The organism is Methylibium sp. (genome assembly GCF_965279545.1).
Lineage (GTDB): Bacteria > Pseudomonadota > Gammaproteobacteria > Burkholderiales > Burkholderiaceae_C > Methylibium.
Genome location: NZ_OZ257250.1, coordinates 3,292,906 through 3,307,270 on the forward strand (window position 1 = coordinate 3,292,906; position 14,365 = coordinate 3,307,270).

Sequence of the window (14,365 nt, forward strand, 5' to 3'; positions counted from 1 at the left end):
GAACGCGGGTGCGCGGACGGCCAGGCTGCGCAGACAATCGGCCGGTTCACCGAAAAAAACGGATCGCCCAGGAGACAAAAGCGTGCTGAAGGTTTACCTCGTCGAAGACGACCCGCTGGTGTCTCAGCATGTGCGCGACACGCTCAACGAGGCGCCGGGCATCCGCTGCGTCGGCCATGCCAGCCGGCTCGGCACGGCGCGCATCGAGCTGCCGCAGTGCCGCCCGGACGTGCTGCTGTCCGACCTCGGCCTGCCCGACGGCGACGGCACCGAGCTGATCGGCGAACTGAGCCACGCGCCGGCGATCGACGGCGTGTGGCATCCGCACATCCTGGTGTTCTCGGTGTTCGGCGACGAGGCGCGCGTGATCCAGGCGATCGAGGCCGGCGCCGACGGCTACTTTCTCAAGGGCTGCACCGCCGAGGAGCTGGTGCGTGCCGTCGAGCAGGCTGCGCGCGGCGAGTCGCCGATCTCCCCGGCGATCGCCCGCCACCTGCTCAAGCGTTTCCGCGAGGACGGCTTCAGCGATTCGAGCTTTCGCGATTCCGGCTTCTCGGAGTTCAGCGGCGCGTCCGAGACCGGCATGATGGATCTCGAGGAACCCTCGCGCCGCGACCACGAGGTCAGCGCCCGCGAGCACGAGGTGCTGCGCCTGGTCGCGCAGGGCTATGTCGGCGAGGAGATCGCCGAGCGCCTGCTGACCACGCCGCGCGCCGTCGCGACCGCGGTGCGCAACGTCTACCGCAAGCTGCAACTCGGGCAGCGTGCCCGCGCCACCGTGCAGGCGCAGTCCCGCCCCCGCTGGGCGTGAGGCCGCGCCGGCACGAGCGGGCGCGTGCCGGCCGGGCACGCTCCTGGCTCGACCACCTGGGGCTTGCCGCCGGCAGCATCGTCTGGCGGGCCGCCGCCGCGCAGGATGCGGTGGCCGCGGCCGCGGCGTCTGCGCAGCGCGACACCTGGGTCATCGGCGCCGCCACCGTCGTGATGGGCGCGCTGGCGCTGCTGCTGGCCTGGCGCGCGCAGCGTCCGGCCTACGCCTGCTTCGGTGCCGCGAGCCTGCTGTGGGCGGCGCGGCAGTGCGGTTGGCAGAACGACCTGGCGCTGGCGGGCAGCGGCTGGGCCCCGCTCGCCGCGATCGTGTTCAACGCCTCGCTGGCCTGGATCGCGGCGCTGGCCGGGCTGTATGCGCTGGCCACGGTGGGCCGCAACACGCCGCGCGTGCGCCGGGCGCTGCTGGCCTGGGCCGCGCTCGCTTTCGCGCTCGGTGCGGCGGCGGTGCTGCTCGACGTGCCGGCGCTGAACACGCTGCTGCGGATCGGCAGCCTGGCCGTCGTCGCGGGCTTGCTGGCCCTGCTGTGCCGGACCGCCTGGCAGGAGCGCACGACGGCGGCGGTGCTGCTGAGCGCGGCCACCGCGCTCGGGCTCGCGGTCGGCGTGGGCGTGCTGTGGGTGCCGGATGCCGCGGCCTGGAGTCACCCGGCCGCGCTGCTGCTGCTCGCCGTGGTCGCGTGGTTGCTGGTCGACGAATTCACCTGCTCGCACACGGCGCTGCAATCGCTGAACCGCGAGCTGCAGGACCGCGTGGCGCAGAAGGAGCGCGAACTGCAGCTCGCCTTCGAGGGCACGCGCCAGCGCGAGCACCAGCAGGCCGTGCTGGCCGAGCGCGACCGCATCCTGCGCGAAATGCACGACGGCCTGGGCGGCCGGCTGGTCGCGGCGATGGCGCTGACCTCGCAGGTCGAGCGCCAGTCGCTGCCGCCGCCGGGCGGCGAGCCGCGCAGCGTCGACGAGCCGCTGCGCGACCTGAAGCTCACGCTCGACGATTGCCTGGTCGAGCTGCGGCTGGCGCTCGATTCGCTGGAGACCGACCAGCGCCCGCTGATCGAGGCGCTGGCCGAGCTGCGCTTTCGCGTCGAACCCTCGCTGCGCGCGGCCGGGGTGCGGCTGGTGTGGCAGGTGGACGACGCGGCCAGCGAAGTGGAGCTGCCGGCGGCCGAGACCCTGCACGTGCTGCGCATCGTGCGCGAGGCGCTCACCAACGTGATCAAGCATGCCCATGCCACCGTGGTGTGGCTGCGGCTCGAGGCCCGCGGCGCGCAGCGGCTCGTGCTGGCCGTCATCGACAACGGGCTGCAGCAGCGCATGAGCGAGGCGCAGGTGGAGATGCCGCTGTTCGTGCCGCCGTCGCTCGTCCACGGGGGCCGCGGCCTGGCCAACATGCAGCGCCGCGCCGCGGCGCTGTCGGCCCGGCTCGACAGCGGGCCGCACCCGGAGGGCTGGGCGGTGACGCTGGAGTTGCCGGTGCCGGGGACCGCGGCGGCTTGAGCTTTCTACTCTTCCTCTCCCGCTGGCGGGAGCGGGCCGGGGCGCTATCTTTCAGGCCACCGGCGGCGCGGTGTCGATGAAGCTCTGTCGCTGGACCAGCTTGTCGAGCAGCCTGGACAGCGACGGATGATCGTCGCGCCAGGGGATCTGCGGGAAGCGGAACTCCAGCCACGCCAACGCGCAGCCGACGGCGATGTCGGCCAGCGTGAAATGGTTGCCCCCGCACCACGGGCGGTCCCCCAGGCCCTGGCTCATCGCCTGCAGGCTGGCGTCGACCTTGGCCATCTGCCACGCGACCCAGGCACCGCTGCGCTGCTCGTCGCTGCGCCCGGCCCAGGTCTGCTCCAGGCGCGCGAGCATCGCCGCGTCGGCCAGGCCGTCGGCCAGCGCCTCCCAGGTGCGCACCTCGATGCGCTCGCGGCCCGACGGCGGGATCAGCCGCGCCACGGGCGACAGCATGTCGAGGTACTCGACGATGACGCGCGAGTCGAACACCGCTTCGCCGCCCTCCATCACGAGGCAGGGCACCTTGCCGAGCGGGTTGGATTCGGAAATCGTGCTCTGCGGCCCCCACACGTCGTCGAGCGCGAACTTGTATTCGAGCTTTTTCTCGGCCATCACGACGCGGACCTTGCGAACGTAGGGACTGGTGAGGGAACCGATGAGTTTCATGTGGGGTGGGGTGGAGGCTGCGAAACGATTCTAGCGAGCCACCTCGACCGGACCGTGGCGTTCCGTAGGGGGTGTGGCGCGAGGCCCCTCCTACAATTGCAAGCTCCCTGCCACCCGTGCGGCACGTTTGCCCGACCGACCGTTCCCCCATGGACCTGACCGCCCTGACCGCCCTTTCGCCGCTCGACGGCCGCTATGCCGCCAAGCTCGCCGCGCTGCGGCCGCTGCTCAGCGAGTTCGGCCTGATGCACCGCCGCGTGCAGGTCGAGGTCGAGTGGTTCATCGCCCTCAGTGACGCTGGGCTGCCTGAACTGGCGCCGCTCGGCAGCGAAGCCCGCGCTCACCTGCGCGCGCTGGTCAGCGGCTTTGCCGAAGCGGATGCGCAGGCCATCAAGGACATCGAGAAGACCACCAACCACGACGTGAAGGCGGTCGAGTACTGGCTGAAGTCGAAATTCGCCGGCCACCCCGAGCTGCAGGCGGCGGGCGAGTTCGTGCACTTCGCCTGCACCAGCGAGGACATCAACAACACCAGCCATGCGCTGATGCTGGGCGCGGCGCGCGAGGGCGTGGTGCTGCCATCGCTCGACGGCCTGGTGGCCACGCTCACGCGCATGGCAAGCCAGTTCGCCGACCTGCCAATGCTCAGCCGCACCCACGGCCAGACCGCCAGCCCCACCACGGTGGGCAAGGAGATCGCCAACGTGGTGGCGCGCCTGGTCACGGCGAGACAGCGCATCGCCGCGGTGCCGCTGCTGGCCAAGATGAACGGCGCGGTCGGCAACTACAACGCCCACCTGTCGGCCTACCCCGACGTGGACTGGGAGGCTTTCAGCCGGAGCGTGGTGGAGCAGCAGCTCGGCCTGGCGTTCAACCCCTACACGATCCAGATCGAGCCGCACGACTACATGGCCGAGCTGTTCGATGCGGTGACGCGCACCAACACCATCCTGATCGACTGGTCGCGCGACATGTGGGGCTACATCAGCCTGGGCTACTTCAAGCAGAAGCTCAAGGCCGGCGAGATCGGCTCGAGCACAATGCCGCACAAGGTCAACCCGATCGACTTCGAGAACGCCGAGGGCAACCTCGGCCTGGCCAACGCGCTGCTCGCGCACCTGAGCCAGAAGCTGCCGATCAGCCGCTGGCAGCGCGACCTGACCGACTCGACCGTGCTGCGCAACATGGGCGTGGCGCTCGGCTACGCGCTGCTGGGCTGGGACTCGCTGGCACGCGGCCTCGGCAAGCTCGAGGTCAACGAGGCCGCGCTCGCGGCCGACCTCGACGCCGCCTGGGAGGTGCTGGCCGAGCCGATCCAGACCGTGATGCGCCGCCACGGCCTGCCCAATCCCTACGAGCGGCTCAAGGAGCTGACGCGCGGCAAGGCGATCACCCGCGAGTCGATCACCACCTTCATCGAGACGCTGGAGCTGCCCGAGGCCGAGAAGCAGCGCCTGCGCGCGCTGACGCCGGGCAACTACACCGGCAAGGCGGCCGAGCTGGCCCGCCGCATCGCCTGACGAGGACCGCACCGATGGGCTTTCGCAATCGACTGCTCGCCGCCGAACGGCTGAACGATTCGCTGCTGTGCGTGGGGCTGGACCCCGAGCCGTCGAGGTTCCCGGTGCCGTGGACCGGTGACGCCGAGCGCATCTACGACTTCTGCGCCCGCATCGTCGACGCCACCAAGGACCTGGTGATCGCCTTCAAGCCGCAGATCGCCTACTTCGCCGCGCACCGCGCCGAAGACCAGCTGGAGCGGTTGATGGCGCACATCCGCCGCGTGGCGCCCGACGTGCCGGTGATCCTGGACGCCAAGCGCGGCGACATCGGCAGCACCGCCGAGCAGTACGCACGCGAGGCCTTCGAGCGCTACCAGGCCGACGCGGTGACGCTGTCGCCCTTCATGGGCTTCGACTCGGTCGAGCCCTACCTGCGCTGGCCCGGCAAGGGCGCGATCCTGCTGTGCCGCACCTCCAACCTCGGCGGCAGCGACCTGCAGAACCAGCGCCTGGCCGATGTCGACGGCACGCCCAGGCTGTACGAGCACCTCGCGCAACTGGCGCAGGGGCCGTGGAACACCACCGGCCAGCTCGGCCTGGTGGTCGGCGCGACCTTCCCCGCGGAGCTGGCGCGCGTGCGCGAACTCGCGCCGACGCTGCCGCTGCTGATCCCCGGCGTCGGCGCGCAGGGCGGTGATGCGGCAGCCACGGTGAAGGCAGCCTGGCGCGGCGACAAGCACCAGACACGCGCGCCGGTCGTCGTGAACTCGTCGCGTGCGGTGCTGTACGCCGGCCACGACGCGGAGTTCGCGAGCGCGGCGCGGCGCGTCGCGCAGGCCACGCGCGCGGCGCTCAACGCGGCGCGCTGAGGCCCCGGCGCGCAGCGTCTGCACGCGCAGCCGCGCACCGCTCAGCACGAGCAGCGCATGGGCCACGACCGGCCGTCGGTGGGCCGGATCAAGGGAAGACGAAGTCCACGCCCGTCGCGTCCGCGGCGCCCAGGTTCACCGCCGCCTCCTTCGCCGCCGGGAACCCCACCGCCGTGGCACGCACGCTGTACAGGCCCGCGACCGGCGCGTCCGCGCTGAAGCTGTAGGACAGGGTGCCCGCAACCCAGTCGGCCTTGCCGGGCGCAGCGGTCGGCAACGAGAAGGCATAAGCACCGGTCAGCGCGTCGACGGGGGTGGCCGCCGCCTCGATCGCCGTGCCACCACTCAGCAGCTGCAGCGCGCTGACCGCGGCGTCGATCTCGGTCGCACCGGTGGCGACGCTGCCCGAGACATTGCGGAAGCTGCCGCTCGCCGCCGGCACGAGGGGCGTACCCGCTGCGCTGACGACGGTCGTGCCGCTCGTGACGGTCACACCGCTGAGCACCGCATTGGCCCGCCCGTCGGCGGTGATCACCAGGTCGTAGCTGCCTGCCGCCACCGGCCACAGCACGAAACGTCCGTCACTCCCGGCGACCGTCGACTTCAGGCTCGACCCGTTCTGCTGCGCACTGACGACCGCGCCCGCGAGGGTGTGGCCCTCGATGTCGTTGACCGGCTCGGCGAACGCGGTGATCACCGGCTTGAGGTTGTAGTTGCCGGAGTTGCCGGCCTTGACGACCGACTTGCAGGGATCGAAGTCGAGCACCAGTTCGGCGAGCTGCCCAGGCTGGATCGTCACGTGGAGGTTCAGTTTCAGGCCGCTTTGCTGGCCGCTCGGCGTGCTCAATGCGACCACGCTGTCGTCGGCCCGTGTCAGCTGGTTCGCGAACGGCGCACTCGCACCATTGCTCCCGAGCACCAGCCGCACCTGCGAATAGTCGCCAGCATCCAGCGGCAGCGTGCCGAGCTCCTCGAACACGCCGTTGCGCAGCGTCATCAGGTCGACGCGCAGCGTCGGCGACAGCAGCAGCTCCTGCCAGCCACCGTCGTCATCGGCCGCCGTCGCGCTGCGGTGCACGCGCACGCGTTCGACGGTGACGAACACCTGCTTGTAGCTGCAGCCCTGCGAGTCAGTCAGCCGCACGCTGAGGCGGCCCGCCTCCGCGCCGCCCCCGCCACCACAAGCAGCCAGCAGCGCGACAGCACCGAGTGCCAGCCCGAGGTGCCACCGGCGCAGGGTGGCGGTGAAGAGTCGGCTCGGCATGTTCTCGCTCCTTGGCTTGTTGGGGTCCGCGCTGCCCGGCGGCGGCGATCAGGAGCCTCCGCGATCTGGATCGCAAGCGCAAGCGCATCGGTGTCAATGCGCAACGCAGATCCGGTGGGCGCCGTGCATCGCGGTACGGTTGTTACCAGTGCAGCGGGCTCATGCGTCCAGCAGCCGGCCGTCCTGGAACACCTTCAGCTCGCCCGGCGCGAAGGGATGCCAGGTCTCGTCGGCCGTGAGCGGCTCGGTGACGACGACCACCACGCGGTCGTTCGGCGTGGTGTGCTCGGCGAAGTTCACCGTCAGGTCCTGGTCCTGCAGCCGCGCGTCGTGGAAGGGATGCTGGCGCAGCAGCCAGTGCAGCCGCGTCGAGCCGTGCGCCCACAGCGCGTCGCCGTTGCTGAGCAGGAAGTTGAAGCTGCCGTGGCGGGCGACCGGCGCCGCCAGCTCGCGCAGCGTCTCGGTCAGGTCGCGCACGCTCGGCAGCGCGGCGTGGTTCTTGGCCAGTTCCTGCAGCAGCCAGCAGAAGGCGCGCTCGCTGTCGGTGTCGCCGACCGGGTGGAAGGCGGCGTGCAGCTTGGGGTGGAAGTCTTTCAGGTCGCCGTTGTGCGCGAACACCCAGTAGCGGCCCCACAGCTCGCGCACGAAGGGGTGGGTGTTCTGCAGCGCCACCCGACCCTGCGTGGCCTTGCGGATGTGCGAGATGATGTGCCGGCTGCGGATCGGGTAGCGCCGGACCATCTCGGCCACCGGCGAGTCGCTCGCACTGTGGTGGTCGACGAAGCAGCGCACGCCGGGGCCCTCGAAGAAGGCGATGCCGAAGCCGTCGCGGTGCTCGACCGCGCGCGTCGCGAAGCCGGTGAAGCTGAACACGATGTCGGTCGGCGTGTTGCCGTTCAGGCCGAGCAGCTGGCACATGGGAAGGTCGGTGGTTGGAGGCGCGGCGTCACGAGGGCAGCGCCCGCGGGCACGGTGCTGCCGGCAGCAAGTATCGCAAGCGTTGCAGGGGCCGCAACGCGGCATGTCGCCGTGACCAGGGCCTTGCGCGCGCCGTGCGGCGATCGCCCCTGCATGGCAGACTGGTCTGCAGCGGCCCCTCGGCGGCCGCGGAGCCCCCGATGACCGACGTGCCCGAGACGCCGCCCCCTGCGCCCCCGCACGGCACCGCCCCGTCGGCGATGCCGCGCGTGCCGCGCAGCTACCGCTGCCGCTGCGGGCGGCCGGTGTTCTTTCGCAACAGCCTGTGCAACGGCTGTGGCGCCGCGCTTGGCTACGAAGCCGAGCGCGGGCAGGTGCTGGCGCTCGAGCCCGGCCCGCAGGAGCGCACCTGGCTCGCGGACGGCGACCCGCAGACGCTCTACCGGCGCTGCGGCAACTTCGACACCGTCGCCGGCTGCAACTGGCTGGTGGCGGCGTCGGCCGATGGCAGCTTCCAGCCCCTGTGCCGGGCCTGCCGGCTCAACCACACCATTCCGGATCTCACGCAGCCCGACCACGCCGAACTCTGGCGCCGTATCGAGCTCGCGCAGCGCAGGCTGGTGTCGCAGCTGATCTCGCTCGGGCTGCCGGTCGCGTCGCGGGCCGCCGGCGACGACATGGATGCGAAGCGCGGGCTGATGTTCGACGTGCTCGCCGCACAGCCCGGCGCGCCCGCCGTGATGACGGGGCATGCCAGCGGCCTGATCACGCTGAACCTCGAAGAGGCCGACGACGCGGTGCGCGAGCGCACCCGCGCCGCGATGCGCGAGCCCTACCGCACGCTGCTGGGGCACTTCCGCCACGAGGTCGGCCACTACTACTGGGACCGGCTGGTGGCCGGCACGCCCTGGCTCGATGGCTACCGTGAGCTGTTCGGCGACGAGCGCGCGGACTACGCGGCCGCGCTGCAGCGGCACTATGTCGAGGGCCCGGCGCCCGACTGGGCACAGCGCCACGTCAGCAGCTACGCCAGCACCCACCCGTGGGAGGACTGGGCGGAGACCTGGGCGCACTACCTGCACATGGTCGACACGCACGACACGGCGCTCAGCTTCGGCCTGGACGCCCGCGCGGTGGCGATCGAGATCGAGCCCTTCGACGCCAGTGTGCTGTGGCGCCCCGACGACCCGGGCGCTGCCGAGTTCCTGGCCTTCGTCAACGACTGGGTCGCGCTGACCAGCGTGCTCAACGAGCTGTCGCGCAGCATGGGGCAGCACGACTTCTACCCCTTCGTGCTGCCGCGGCCGGTGGTGGCGAAGCTGCAATTCGTGCACCTGGTGGTGCAGGGGGCGGCGACGGAACTCGCGGCCCCGATCGACGCCGCGGTCGAGCCCCCGGCCGAAGCCCCGACACCCGCCGCCGTGATTCCGCCCGCCGCGGCGTGACCCGACGTCAGTGCAGCACGAGCGGCTGCTGCATCAGCGCCGCGTAGCGAGCGACATAGGCGTCGATCTCTTCCTCGGACGGCGAGGTCTCGATCAAGGCGTCCACGCCCTCGCGGAAGCTCGCCGCCAGCGCGCCTTCGATGAAGATCTCCTTGCGGGCGAACTTGTCGACGATCTCGTAGCCGCCCCGCGTCAGCCCGGGCACGCCGTCACGGAGATCCGGCCCGGCGGACGCCACCTCGAACTGCACCACCGCAAAACTGTCGGAGTTGTAGAGCATCTGCATGGACTTCCCCTTTGAGAGCCAGATGGTGCGTTCGACGCAACTTTCAAGCCAGCAAGCGTGCAGCTTCGGCCATTGGACTCAATTCACCCTCAGCAGTTCAAAGGCGTCGCTGCTGCCGTCCGTCAGCCGGGCCCGCACCGGCAGGTACTGACGGGCCGGGTCGAGCCAGAATTCGGCGCGCGTGTCCTGCGGGTTCTCGGGCTCGCGCAGGAAACGCAGCGCCCGCACGCTGCCGCCCGGCGTCTCGACCGGCTGCACGCCCTCGAAACGCAGCGACCAGACGTGCGAGTCGCCGCGCGCGCCGACCACCTGGATGCGCAGATGTTCACCACTCAGCGGCGGCTTGTTCCAGGCATTGGCGATCGCGGCGAGCTGCAGCATCACGCTCAAGCGGTCCTGCACCCCCGGCATCAGCGGCAGTTCGGGGCTCTGGCCCGAGAAGCTGATCCTGCCGGCCGCGCGCTGGAAGTTCGCCGCCTGCTCACCGCGCCGCAGGCGCCGGTCGGTGTAGCGCTCCGGGGCCAGCCCGGCGGCGTCGAAGCCGCCGCGGCTGGTCTGCGTGATCAGCGTGCCGATGATGGGCACGCGGCCCTCCAGCCGCAGCACGTAGCTGCCGGCCTGCGGCTGCCAGTCGATTTCACCGCTGCCGGTGATGGCGCCGCGGCTGAGCCGGTAGTCGACCCGCGCGGCCGCCGGGATGCGGGTGCGGTAGGTCGGCGCGGTGGCGACGTCGATGGCCGGCGCCGCCGGGGGCGCCGCCAGTGCAGCGGGGGTCGCGGTGGCGGCGGCAGCGAGTAACAGGCCGTCCGGCAGCCGGGGCGGCGCGGCCTGCGCGGGGGCCGCATCGGCCGGGGCGGCATCGTTCGCGTCCTGCATCGCTGGCGCGCGCTCGGAACTGGCGTGCCGCTCGGCCGCCGGCTCGTCGGCCACCGGCGCCACCGGCGTTGCGTCCTGTTGCGGCAACAGCGGCGCCGGCCGGGGCTTGCGCCCCGGTGACGGCGTGGCCACCGGGACCGACGTCATCGCGGCCCGGACCGGCAGCGACACCGGCGGGTCGGCACTCGCCAGCAGCACGGCGGGCACGAGCGGCGCAACGGCCGGCGGCATCTCCCGCGGCGCCGTGTGCTCCGGCGCCACGGCCAGGGCCAGCACGGGGCGCGGCGCGGCCACCGGCGCGGTGCCCGCCGGCGCCGCCAGACCGAGCCCGCCGATCGCCCAGACGTGCAGCAGCAGCGCGACGCCGAGGCCGGCCAGCAGGGGCAGGCGGCGCCGTCTCATCGGCGCCGCCTCCCCCCCAACGGCGCTCCCGGTGCGGCGGCACGTGCCGGTGGCACGGATGGAAGGCAGAGGGAGCGCATGCGGTCAAATTTACAATCACGGAGCCGATTCACTGTATCGAAACTTCGCCGGGAGCGTCCCGTCGCGCACCGAGGAACAGCGCCCCATGAAACTCGCCACCTACCGGGACGGCTCGCGCGACGGCCAGCTCGTCGTCGTCTCCCGCGACCTGGGCCTGGCCCACTACGCCAGCGGCATCGCCAGCCGCCTGCAGCAGGCGCTCGACGACTGGAATTTCGTGTCGCCGCAGTTGCAGGACCTGTACGAGACGCTCAACCACGGCAAGGCGCGCCATGCCTTCGCCTTCGAGCCGGCGCAGTGCATGGCGCCGCTGCCGCGCGCCTACCAGTGGGCCGACGGTTCGGCCTACCTCAACCACGTGGAGCTGGTGCGCAAGGCGCGCGGCGCCGAGGTGCCCGAGAGCTTCTACACCGACCCGCTGATGTACCAGGGCGGCAGCGACGACTTCCTCGGGCCGCGCGACGACATCGTGGTGCCGAGCGAGAAGATGGGCATCGACTTCGAGAGCGAGGTCGCGGTGATCACCGGCGACGTGGCGATGGGCACCACGCCGGAGGCCGCGATCGACGCGGTCCGCCTGCTGATGCTGGCCAACGACGTGAGCCTGCGCCACCTGATCCCGGCCGAGCTGGCCAAGGGCTTCGGCTTCCTGCAGAGCAAGCCGGCCACCGCCTTCAGCCCGGTCGCCGTCACGCCCGACGAGCTGGGTGCGGCCTGGCAAGGCGGGCGCGTGCACCTCACGCTGCAGACCCACTGGAACGGCAAGAAGGTCGGCCTGTGCGAGGCCGGACCCGAGATGAGCTTCCACTTCGGCCAGTTGATCGCGCACATCGCCAAGACGCGCCGGGTGCGCGCCGGCAGCATCGTCGGCAGCGGCACGGTCAGCAACAAGGACTGGTCCAAGGGCTACAGCTGCATCGCCGAGAAGCGCGCGATCGAGACCCTCGAGGGCGGCGCGCCGGTCACGGAGTTCATGCAGTACGGCGACACGGTGCGCATCGAGATGAAGGGCACCGACGGCCTGAGCGTGTTCGGCGCGATCGAGCAGGCGGTGGCGGCGCCGGGCTGAGGCGGCCGTGACCGAATTCCCCCGCACGCTGAAGATCGCCACCGTCTGGCTGCTGCTGGGGCTGGCGGTCTTCCTCGGCTTTCGTGCGCTGGAGGCGCAGCAGCAGCGCGCGCGCTTCTCGCACGAGGGCGGCGTGATCGAGATCCGCCGCGGCGACGACGGCCACTACCACTGGCCGGCGCGGCTCAACGGCCGCGCGGTGGACTTCCTGGTCGACACCGGCGCGACGCGCAGCGCGATCTCCGCTGCGCTGGCCGATGAGCTGCAGCTCGAGGCGATCGGCCGCGTCGACTCCAGCACCGCCGGCGGCGTGGTGCGCGGCCACATGGCGCGAGCCGACCTGGTGCTGGGCGGCGGCGTGCGCGTCGAGCGGCTGCCGCTGGTGGTGCTGCCGGCGCTCGGCGACAAGCCGCTGCTCGGCACGGACGTGCTGGGGCGGCTGCGCTGGCAGCAGCAGGGCGGCGTGCTGCGCATCGAAGCGGGTGCATAGCGGGATCGCCGCATCGAGGCGGGTTCTTGCCTACCGCGAGCACAGCACAAGCGCGGCGCCTCGCCGCACAATGCTCGTCCACCGCGACCGACAACAACGAGGAGCTCGCCAATGACTGCCACCCCCGATTTCGCGAAACTGGTCCCGGGCTTCGACTTCCTGCAGGGCCTGGTCAAGAACGCCGGCTCGGTGCTGCCCAACATCGGCCAGTGGGTCGCGCCGACGCTGAACCCCGAGGAGCTGGAAAAGCGCATCGAGGAGTTGCGCACCGTGCAGTTCTGGCTCGAGCAGAACGCGCGCATGCTGGGTGCGACGATCCAGGCCCTCGAAGTGCAGCGCATGACGCTGTCGACGCTGAAGACGATGAACGTGCAGGTGGCCGACCTGCGCGAGTCGCTGCGCATCAAGCTGCCCGAGGCCGCGGAGGAGGTCGACGAGGCGCCCGTGGAGGCCGACGCGGCGCCGGCGGCGGCGTGGCCCAATGCCAAGGCGCCGGCGCCCTCGCGCACCAAGGCCAAGGCCGCTGCGGCGCCGGTGGCCGGTGTCGTGGACCCGACCCAGTGGTGGGGCGCGCTGACCAAGCAGTTCACGCAGCTGGCCGCGAGCACGATGAAGGACGTGGCCGCCGATTCCGCGCAGCAGCTGGCCGGCAAGCTGGTCAAGCAGGGCTTCGATGCCGCGGAGCAGACCCTCAAAGCCGGCATGGCGCCTGCACACCAGGCCGCCGAAGCGGCCGGCAATGCGGCAAAGCGCGCGGCACGCCCGGCCAAGGCCGCCGGCAAGGGCGCCGCGGCGAAGAAGGCCGCCCCGGCACGCAAGGCGGCGGCACGCCGACGCTGAAGCGGCTTGCGCCGACCGCAATGCAAGCCTTCGTCCACGCCCACGCCACCCACCCCGACGCCCGGTTGGCGCTCGGACTGGTGTGTGCCCAGCTCGACGCCCAGCTCGCCGGCCGGCCGGCGCCGACGCTGGGCTGGTGCTACCTGACCGACCACCACGCGACGGCGGCCGAAGCGCTGCTGGCGGCCCTGCGCGAACGCTATCCGGGCGCGGACTGGGTCGGCACCGTCGGCATCGGCATCTGCGCCAGCGGCGTCGAGTACTTCGACGAACCCGGGCTGGCAGTGATGCTGGCGCCGCTGCCGCGTGCGCATTTCCGTGTGTTCTCGGGCCGCCGGCCGCTGCAGGGCGACGCCGGCTTCACACCGCACACGGCGCTGGTGCATGCCGACCCGTCGACGCCCGAGCTGGCTGAACTGATCGGCGAGCTGAGCGAGCGCGTCGACAGCGGCTACCTGTTCGGCGGTCTCGGCTCGGCCCGCAACCGCACGCTGACGATCGCCGCCGATACCGGCGACGGCGGGGTGTTCACCGGGGGACTGTCGGGCGTGGCCTTCACGGCCGACGTGGCGATCGTCTCGCGCATCACCCAGGGCTGCCAGCCGGTGGGCCCGGTGCGGGCCATCACGCGGATCGAGCGCAATGTGGTCTACGAGCTCGACGACCAGCCGGCGCTCGACTGCCTGCTGAGCGACCTCGGCGCCGACGAACACACGCCGCGCGAGGCGCTGCCGCGCCTGCGCAGCACGCTGGTCGGCCTGAGCGACACCGCGGTCCAGCACGGCGAGTTCGTCACGGCACCGCGGCGCCACGCCTTCGGCACCGAGACCCGCGTGCGCCACCTGATCGGCATCGACCCGCAGCGCCGCGGCATCGCGATCGCCGACACGGCGGCCGCCGGCCAGCAGCTCGCCTTCTGCCGGCGCGACACCGAGGCGGCGCGGCGCGACCTGGTGCGCATCGCCACCGAGATCCGCAGCACGCTCGAACCCGAGGAACTGTCGCTCGCCGCGCAGCCCGCGGCGCTGGCGCTGCGGGCCGACGGCAGCGCGAACGCGGTGGCCGCCGGGGGCCGCCAGATCGTCGGCGCGCTCTACATGAGCTGCACCGGCCGCGGCGGCCCGCACTTCGGGGCGCCGTCGGCCGAGCTGCAGCTGCTGCGGCATGCACTGGGCGATGTGCCGCTGGTCGGCTTCTTCGCCGCGGGCGAGATCGGCCACCGCCATCTCTACGGCTACACCGGGGTGCTGACGGTGTTCACTGCGGCGGCTTGACAGATATCCCCCTGGCTGTGGCCCTGCCGCAGCCACCCCCCCCACGGGAGTC

At 71.9% G+C, this 14,365-nt stretch carries 14 protein-coding genes; 9 read left to right on the plus strand and 5 right to left on the minus strand.

Annotated features, from left to right (window positions below):
- Positions 1 to 82 precede the first annotated feature (82 nt).
- Together ACQY9S_RS15490 and ACQY9S_RS15495 are read left to right on the plus strand one after the other, a co-directional pair.
- Positions 83 to 811 (plus strand): response regulator, encoded by a 729-nt coding sequence (locus tag ACQY9S_RS15490; RefSeq protein WP_428420786.1) that lies wholly within the window; start codon positions 83 to 85, stop codon positions 809 to 811.
- Positions 808 to 2,325: a sensor histidine kinase gene (locus tag ACQY9S_RS15495; RefSeq protein ID WP_428420788.1), complete on the plus strand. Its 1,518-nt coding sequence runs from the start codon at positions 808 to 810 to the stop codon at positions 2,323 to 2,325. The genes ACQY9S_RS15490 and ACQY9S_RS15495 overlap by 4 nt, the downstream gene beginning before the upstream one ends.
- Positions 2,326 to 2,376: 51 nt before the next feature.
- On the opposite strand, the gene ACQY9S_RS15500 is transcribed toward ACQY9S_RS15495, so the two are convergent.
- Entirely contained in the window at positions 2,377 to 2,997 is a 621-nt protein-coding gene (locus tag ACQY9S_RS15500; protein ID WP_428420789.1) for a glutathione S-transferase N-terminal domain-containing protein, read from the minus strand.
- 149 nt (positions 2,998 to 3,146) lie between these two features.
- Here ACQY9S_RS15500 and purB point away from each other — a divergent pair, with 149 nt between their 5' ends.
- Together purB and pyrF are read left to right on the plus strand one after the other, a co-directional pair.
- Positions 3,147 to 4,517, plus strand: a complete 1,371-nt coding sequence (gene purB / locus ACQY9S_RS15505; RefSeq protein WP_428420791.1) for an adenylosuccinate lyase — start codon at positions 3,147 to 3,149, stop codon at positions 4,515 to 4,517.
- A gap of 14 nt (positions 4,518 to 4,531) precedes the next feature.
- A complete protein-coding gene (pyrF, locus tag ACQY9S_RS15510) occupies positions 4,532 to 5,368 on the plus strand; it encodes an orotidine-5'-phosphate decarboxylase (protein ID WP_428420793.1) in 837 nt (278 codons plus the stop codon).
- An 88-nt stretch (positions 5,369 to 5,456) separates the two neighbouring features.
- Here the strand turns inward: pyrF and ACQY9S_RS15515 are convergent, their stop codons facing one another.
- Positions 5,457 to 6,632, minus strand: coding sequence for a DUF4382 domain-containing protein (locus ACQY9S_RS15515; protein WP_428420794.1), 1,176 nt, complete (start codon positions 6,630 to 6,632; stop codon positions 5,457 to 5,459).
- A gap of 159 nt (positions 6,633 to 6,791) precedes the next feature.
- Positions 6,792 to 7,550, minus strand: coding sequence for a class II glutamine amidotransferase (locus ACQY9S_RS15520; RefSeq protein ID WP_428420796.1), 759 nt, complete (start codon positions 7,548 to 7,550; stop codon positions 6,792 to 6,794).
- Between the two features lie 200 nt (positions 7,551 to 7,750).
- On the opposite strand from ACQY9S_RS15520, the gene ACQY9S_RS15525 reads away from it, so the two are divergent.
- Complete coding sequence (locus ACQY9S_RS15525; protein ID WP_428420798.1) at positions 7,751 to 8,995, plus strand: zinc-binding metallopeptidase family protein; 1,245 nt, start codon at positions 7,751 to 7,753, stop codon at positions 8,993 to 8,995.
- A 7-nt stretch (positions 8,996 to 9,002) separates the two neighbouring features.
- On the opposite strand, the gene ACQY9S_RS15530 is transcribed toward ACQY9S_RS15525, so the two are convergent.
- Both ACQY9S_RS15530 and ACQY9S_RS15535 read right to left on the minus strand, forming a co-directional pair.
- Positions 9,003 to 9,281: a BTH_I0359 family protein gene (locus ACQY9S_RS15530; RefSeq protein ID WP_428420799.1), complete on the minus strand. Its 279-nt coding sequence runs from the start codon at positions 9,279 to 9,281 to the stop codon at positions 9,003 to 9,005.
- A 78-nt stretch (positions 9,282 to 9,359) separates the two neighbouring features.
- A complete protein-coding gene (locus ACQY9S_RS15535) occupies positions 9,360 to 10,559 on the minus strand; it encodes a DUF3108 domain-containing protein (RefSeq protein ID WP_428420801.1) in 1,200 nt (399 codons plus the stop codon).
- Between the two features lie 166 nt (positions 10,560 to 10,725).
- Between ACQY9S_RS15535 and ACQY9S_RS15540 the strand changes: the two genes are divergently transcribed.
- The 4 genes from ACQY9S_RS15540 to ACQY9S_RS15555 all read left to right on the plus strand — a co-directional run bounded on the left by ACQY9S_RS15540 (position 10,726) and on the right by ACQY9S_RS15555 (position 14,313).
- Positions 10,726 to 11,709 carry a fumarylacetoacetate hydrolase family protein gene (locus tag ACQY9S_RS15540; RefSeq protein WP_428420803.1) on the plus strand — a complete coding sequence of 328 codons (984 nt, stop codon included), beginning with the start codon at positions 10,726 to 10,728 and terminating at the stop codon, positions 11,707 to 11,709.
- 7 nt (positions 11,710 to 11,716) lie between these two features.
- Positions 11,717 to 12,199 carry a retropepsin-like aspartic protease family protein gene (locus ACQY9S_RS15545; RefSeq protein WP_428420805.1) on the plus strand — a complete coding sequence of 161 codons (483 nt, stop codon included), beginning with the start codon at positions 11,717 to 11,719 and terminating at the stop codon, positions 12,197 to 12,199.
- Positions 12,200 to 12,310: 111 nt separating this feature from the next.
- Positions 12,311 to 13,039 (plus strand): PhaM family polyhydroxyalkanoate granule multifunctional regulatory protein, encoded by a 729-nt coding sequence (locus ACQY9S_RS15550; protein WP_428420806.1) that lies wholly within the window; start codon positions 12,311 to 12,313, stop codon positions 13,037 to 13,039.
- A 20-nt stretch (positions 13,040 to 13,059) separates the two neighbouring features.
- The gene (locus ACQY9S_RS15555; protein ID WP_428420808.1) at positions 13,060 to 14,313 is read left to right on the plus strand and encodes an FIST signal transduction protein; all 1,254 of its coding nucleotides are present in this window, start codon (positions 13,060 to 13,062) and stop codon (positions 14,311 to 14,313) included.
- The last annotated feature ends 52 nt before the right edge of the window (positions 14,314 to 14,365 follow it).

Coding starts and splice junctions, on each gene's coding strand:
- ACQY9S_RS15515 (WP_428420794.1), bottom strand. CDS start 6,632: ATGCCGAGCCGACTCTTCACCGCCACCCTGCGCCGGTGGCACCTCGGG.
- ACQY9S_RS15500 (WP_428420789.1), bottom strand. CDS start 2,997: ATGAAACTCATCGGTTCCCTCACCAGTCCCTACGTTCGCAAGGTCCGC.
- ACQY9S_RS15535 (WP_428420801.1), bottom strand. CDS start 10,559: ATGAGACGGCGCCGCCTGCCCCTGCTGGCCGGCCTCGGCGTCGCGCTG.
- ACQY9S_RS15525 (WP_428420798.1), top strand. CDS start 7,751: ATGACCGACGTGCCCGAGACGCCGCCCCCTGCGCCCCCGCACGGCACC.
- ACQY9S_RS15530 (WP_428420799.1), bottom strand. CDS start 9,281: ATGCAGATGCTCTACAACTCCGACAGTTTTGCGGTGGTGCAGTTCGAG.
- ACQY9S_RS15550 (WP_428420806.1), top strand. CDS start 12,311: ATGACTGCCACCCCCGATTTCGCGAAACTGGTCCCGGGCTTCGACTTC.
- ACQY9S_RS15540 (WP_428420803.1), top strand. CDS start 10,726: ATGAAACTCGCCACCTACCGGGACGGCTCGCGCGACGGCCAGCTCGTC.
- pyrF (WP_428420793.1), top strand. CDS start 4,532: ATGGGCTTTCGCAATCGACTGCTCGCCGCCGAACGGCTGAACGATTCG.
- ACQY9S_RS15520 (WP_428420796.1), bottom strand. CDS start 7,550: ATGTGCCAGCTGCTCGGCCTGAACGGCAACACGCCGACCGACATCGTG.
- ACQY9S_RS15555 (WP_428420808.1), top strand. CDS start 13,060: ATGCAAGCCTTCGTCCACGCCCACGCCACCCACCCCGACGCCCGGTTG.
- purB (WP_428420791.1), top strand. CDS start 3,147: ATGGACCTGACCGCCCTGACCGCCCTTTCGCCGCTCGACGGCCGCTAT.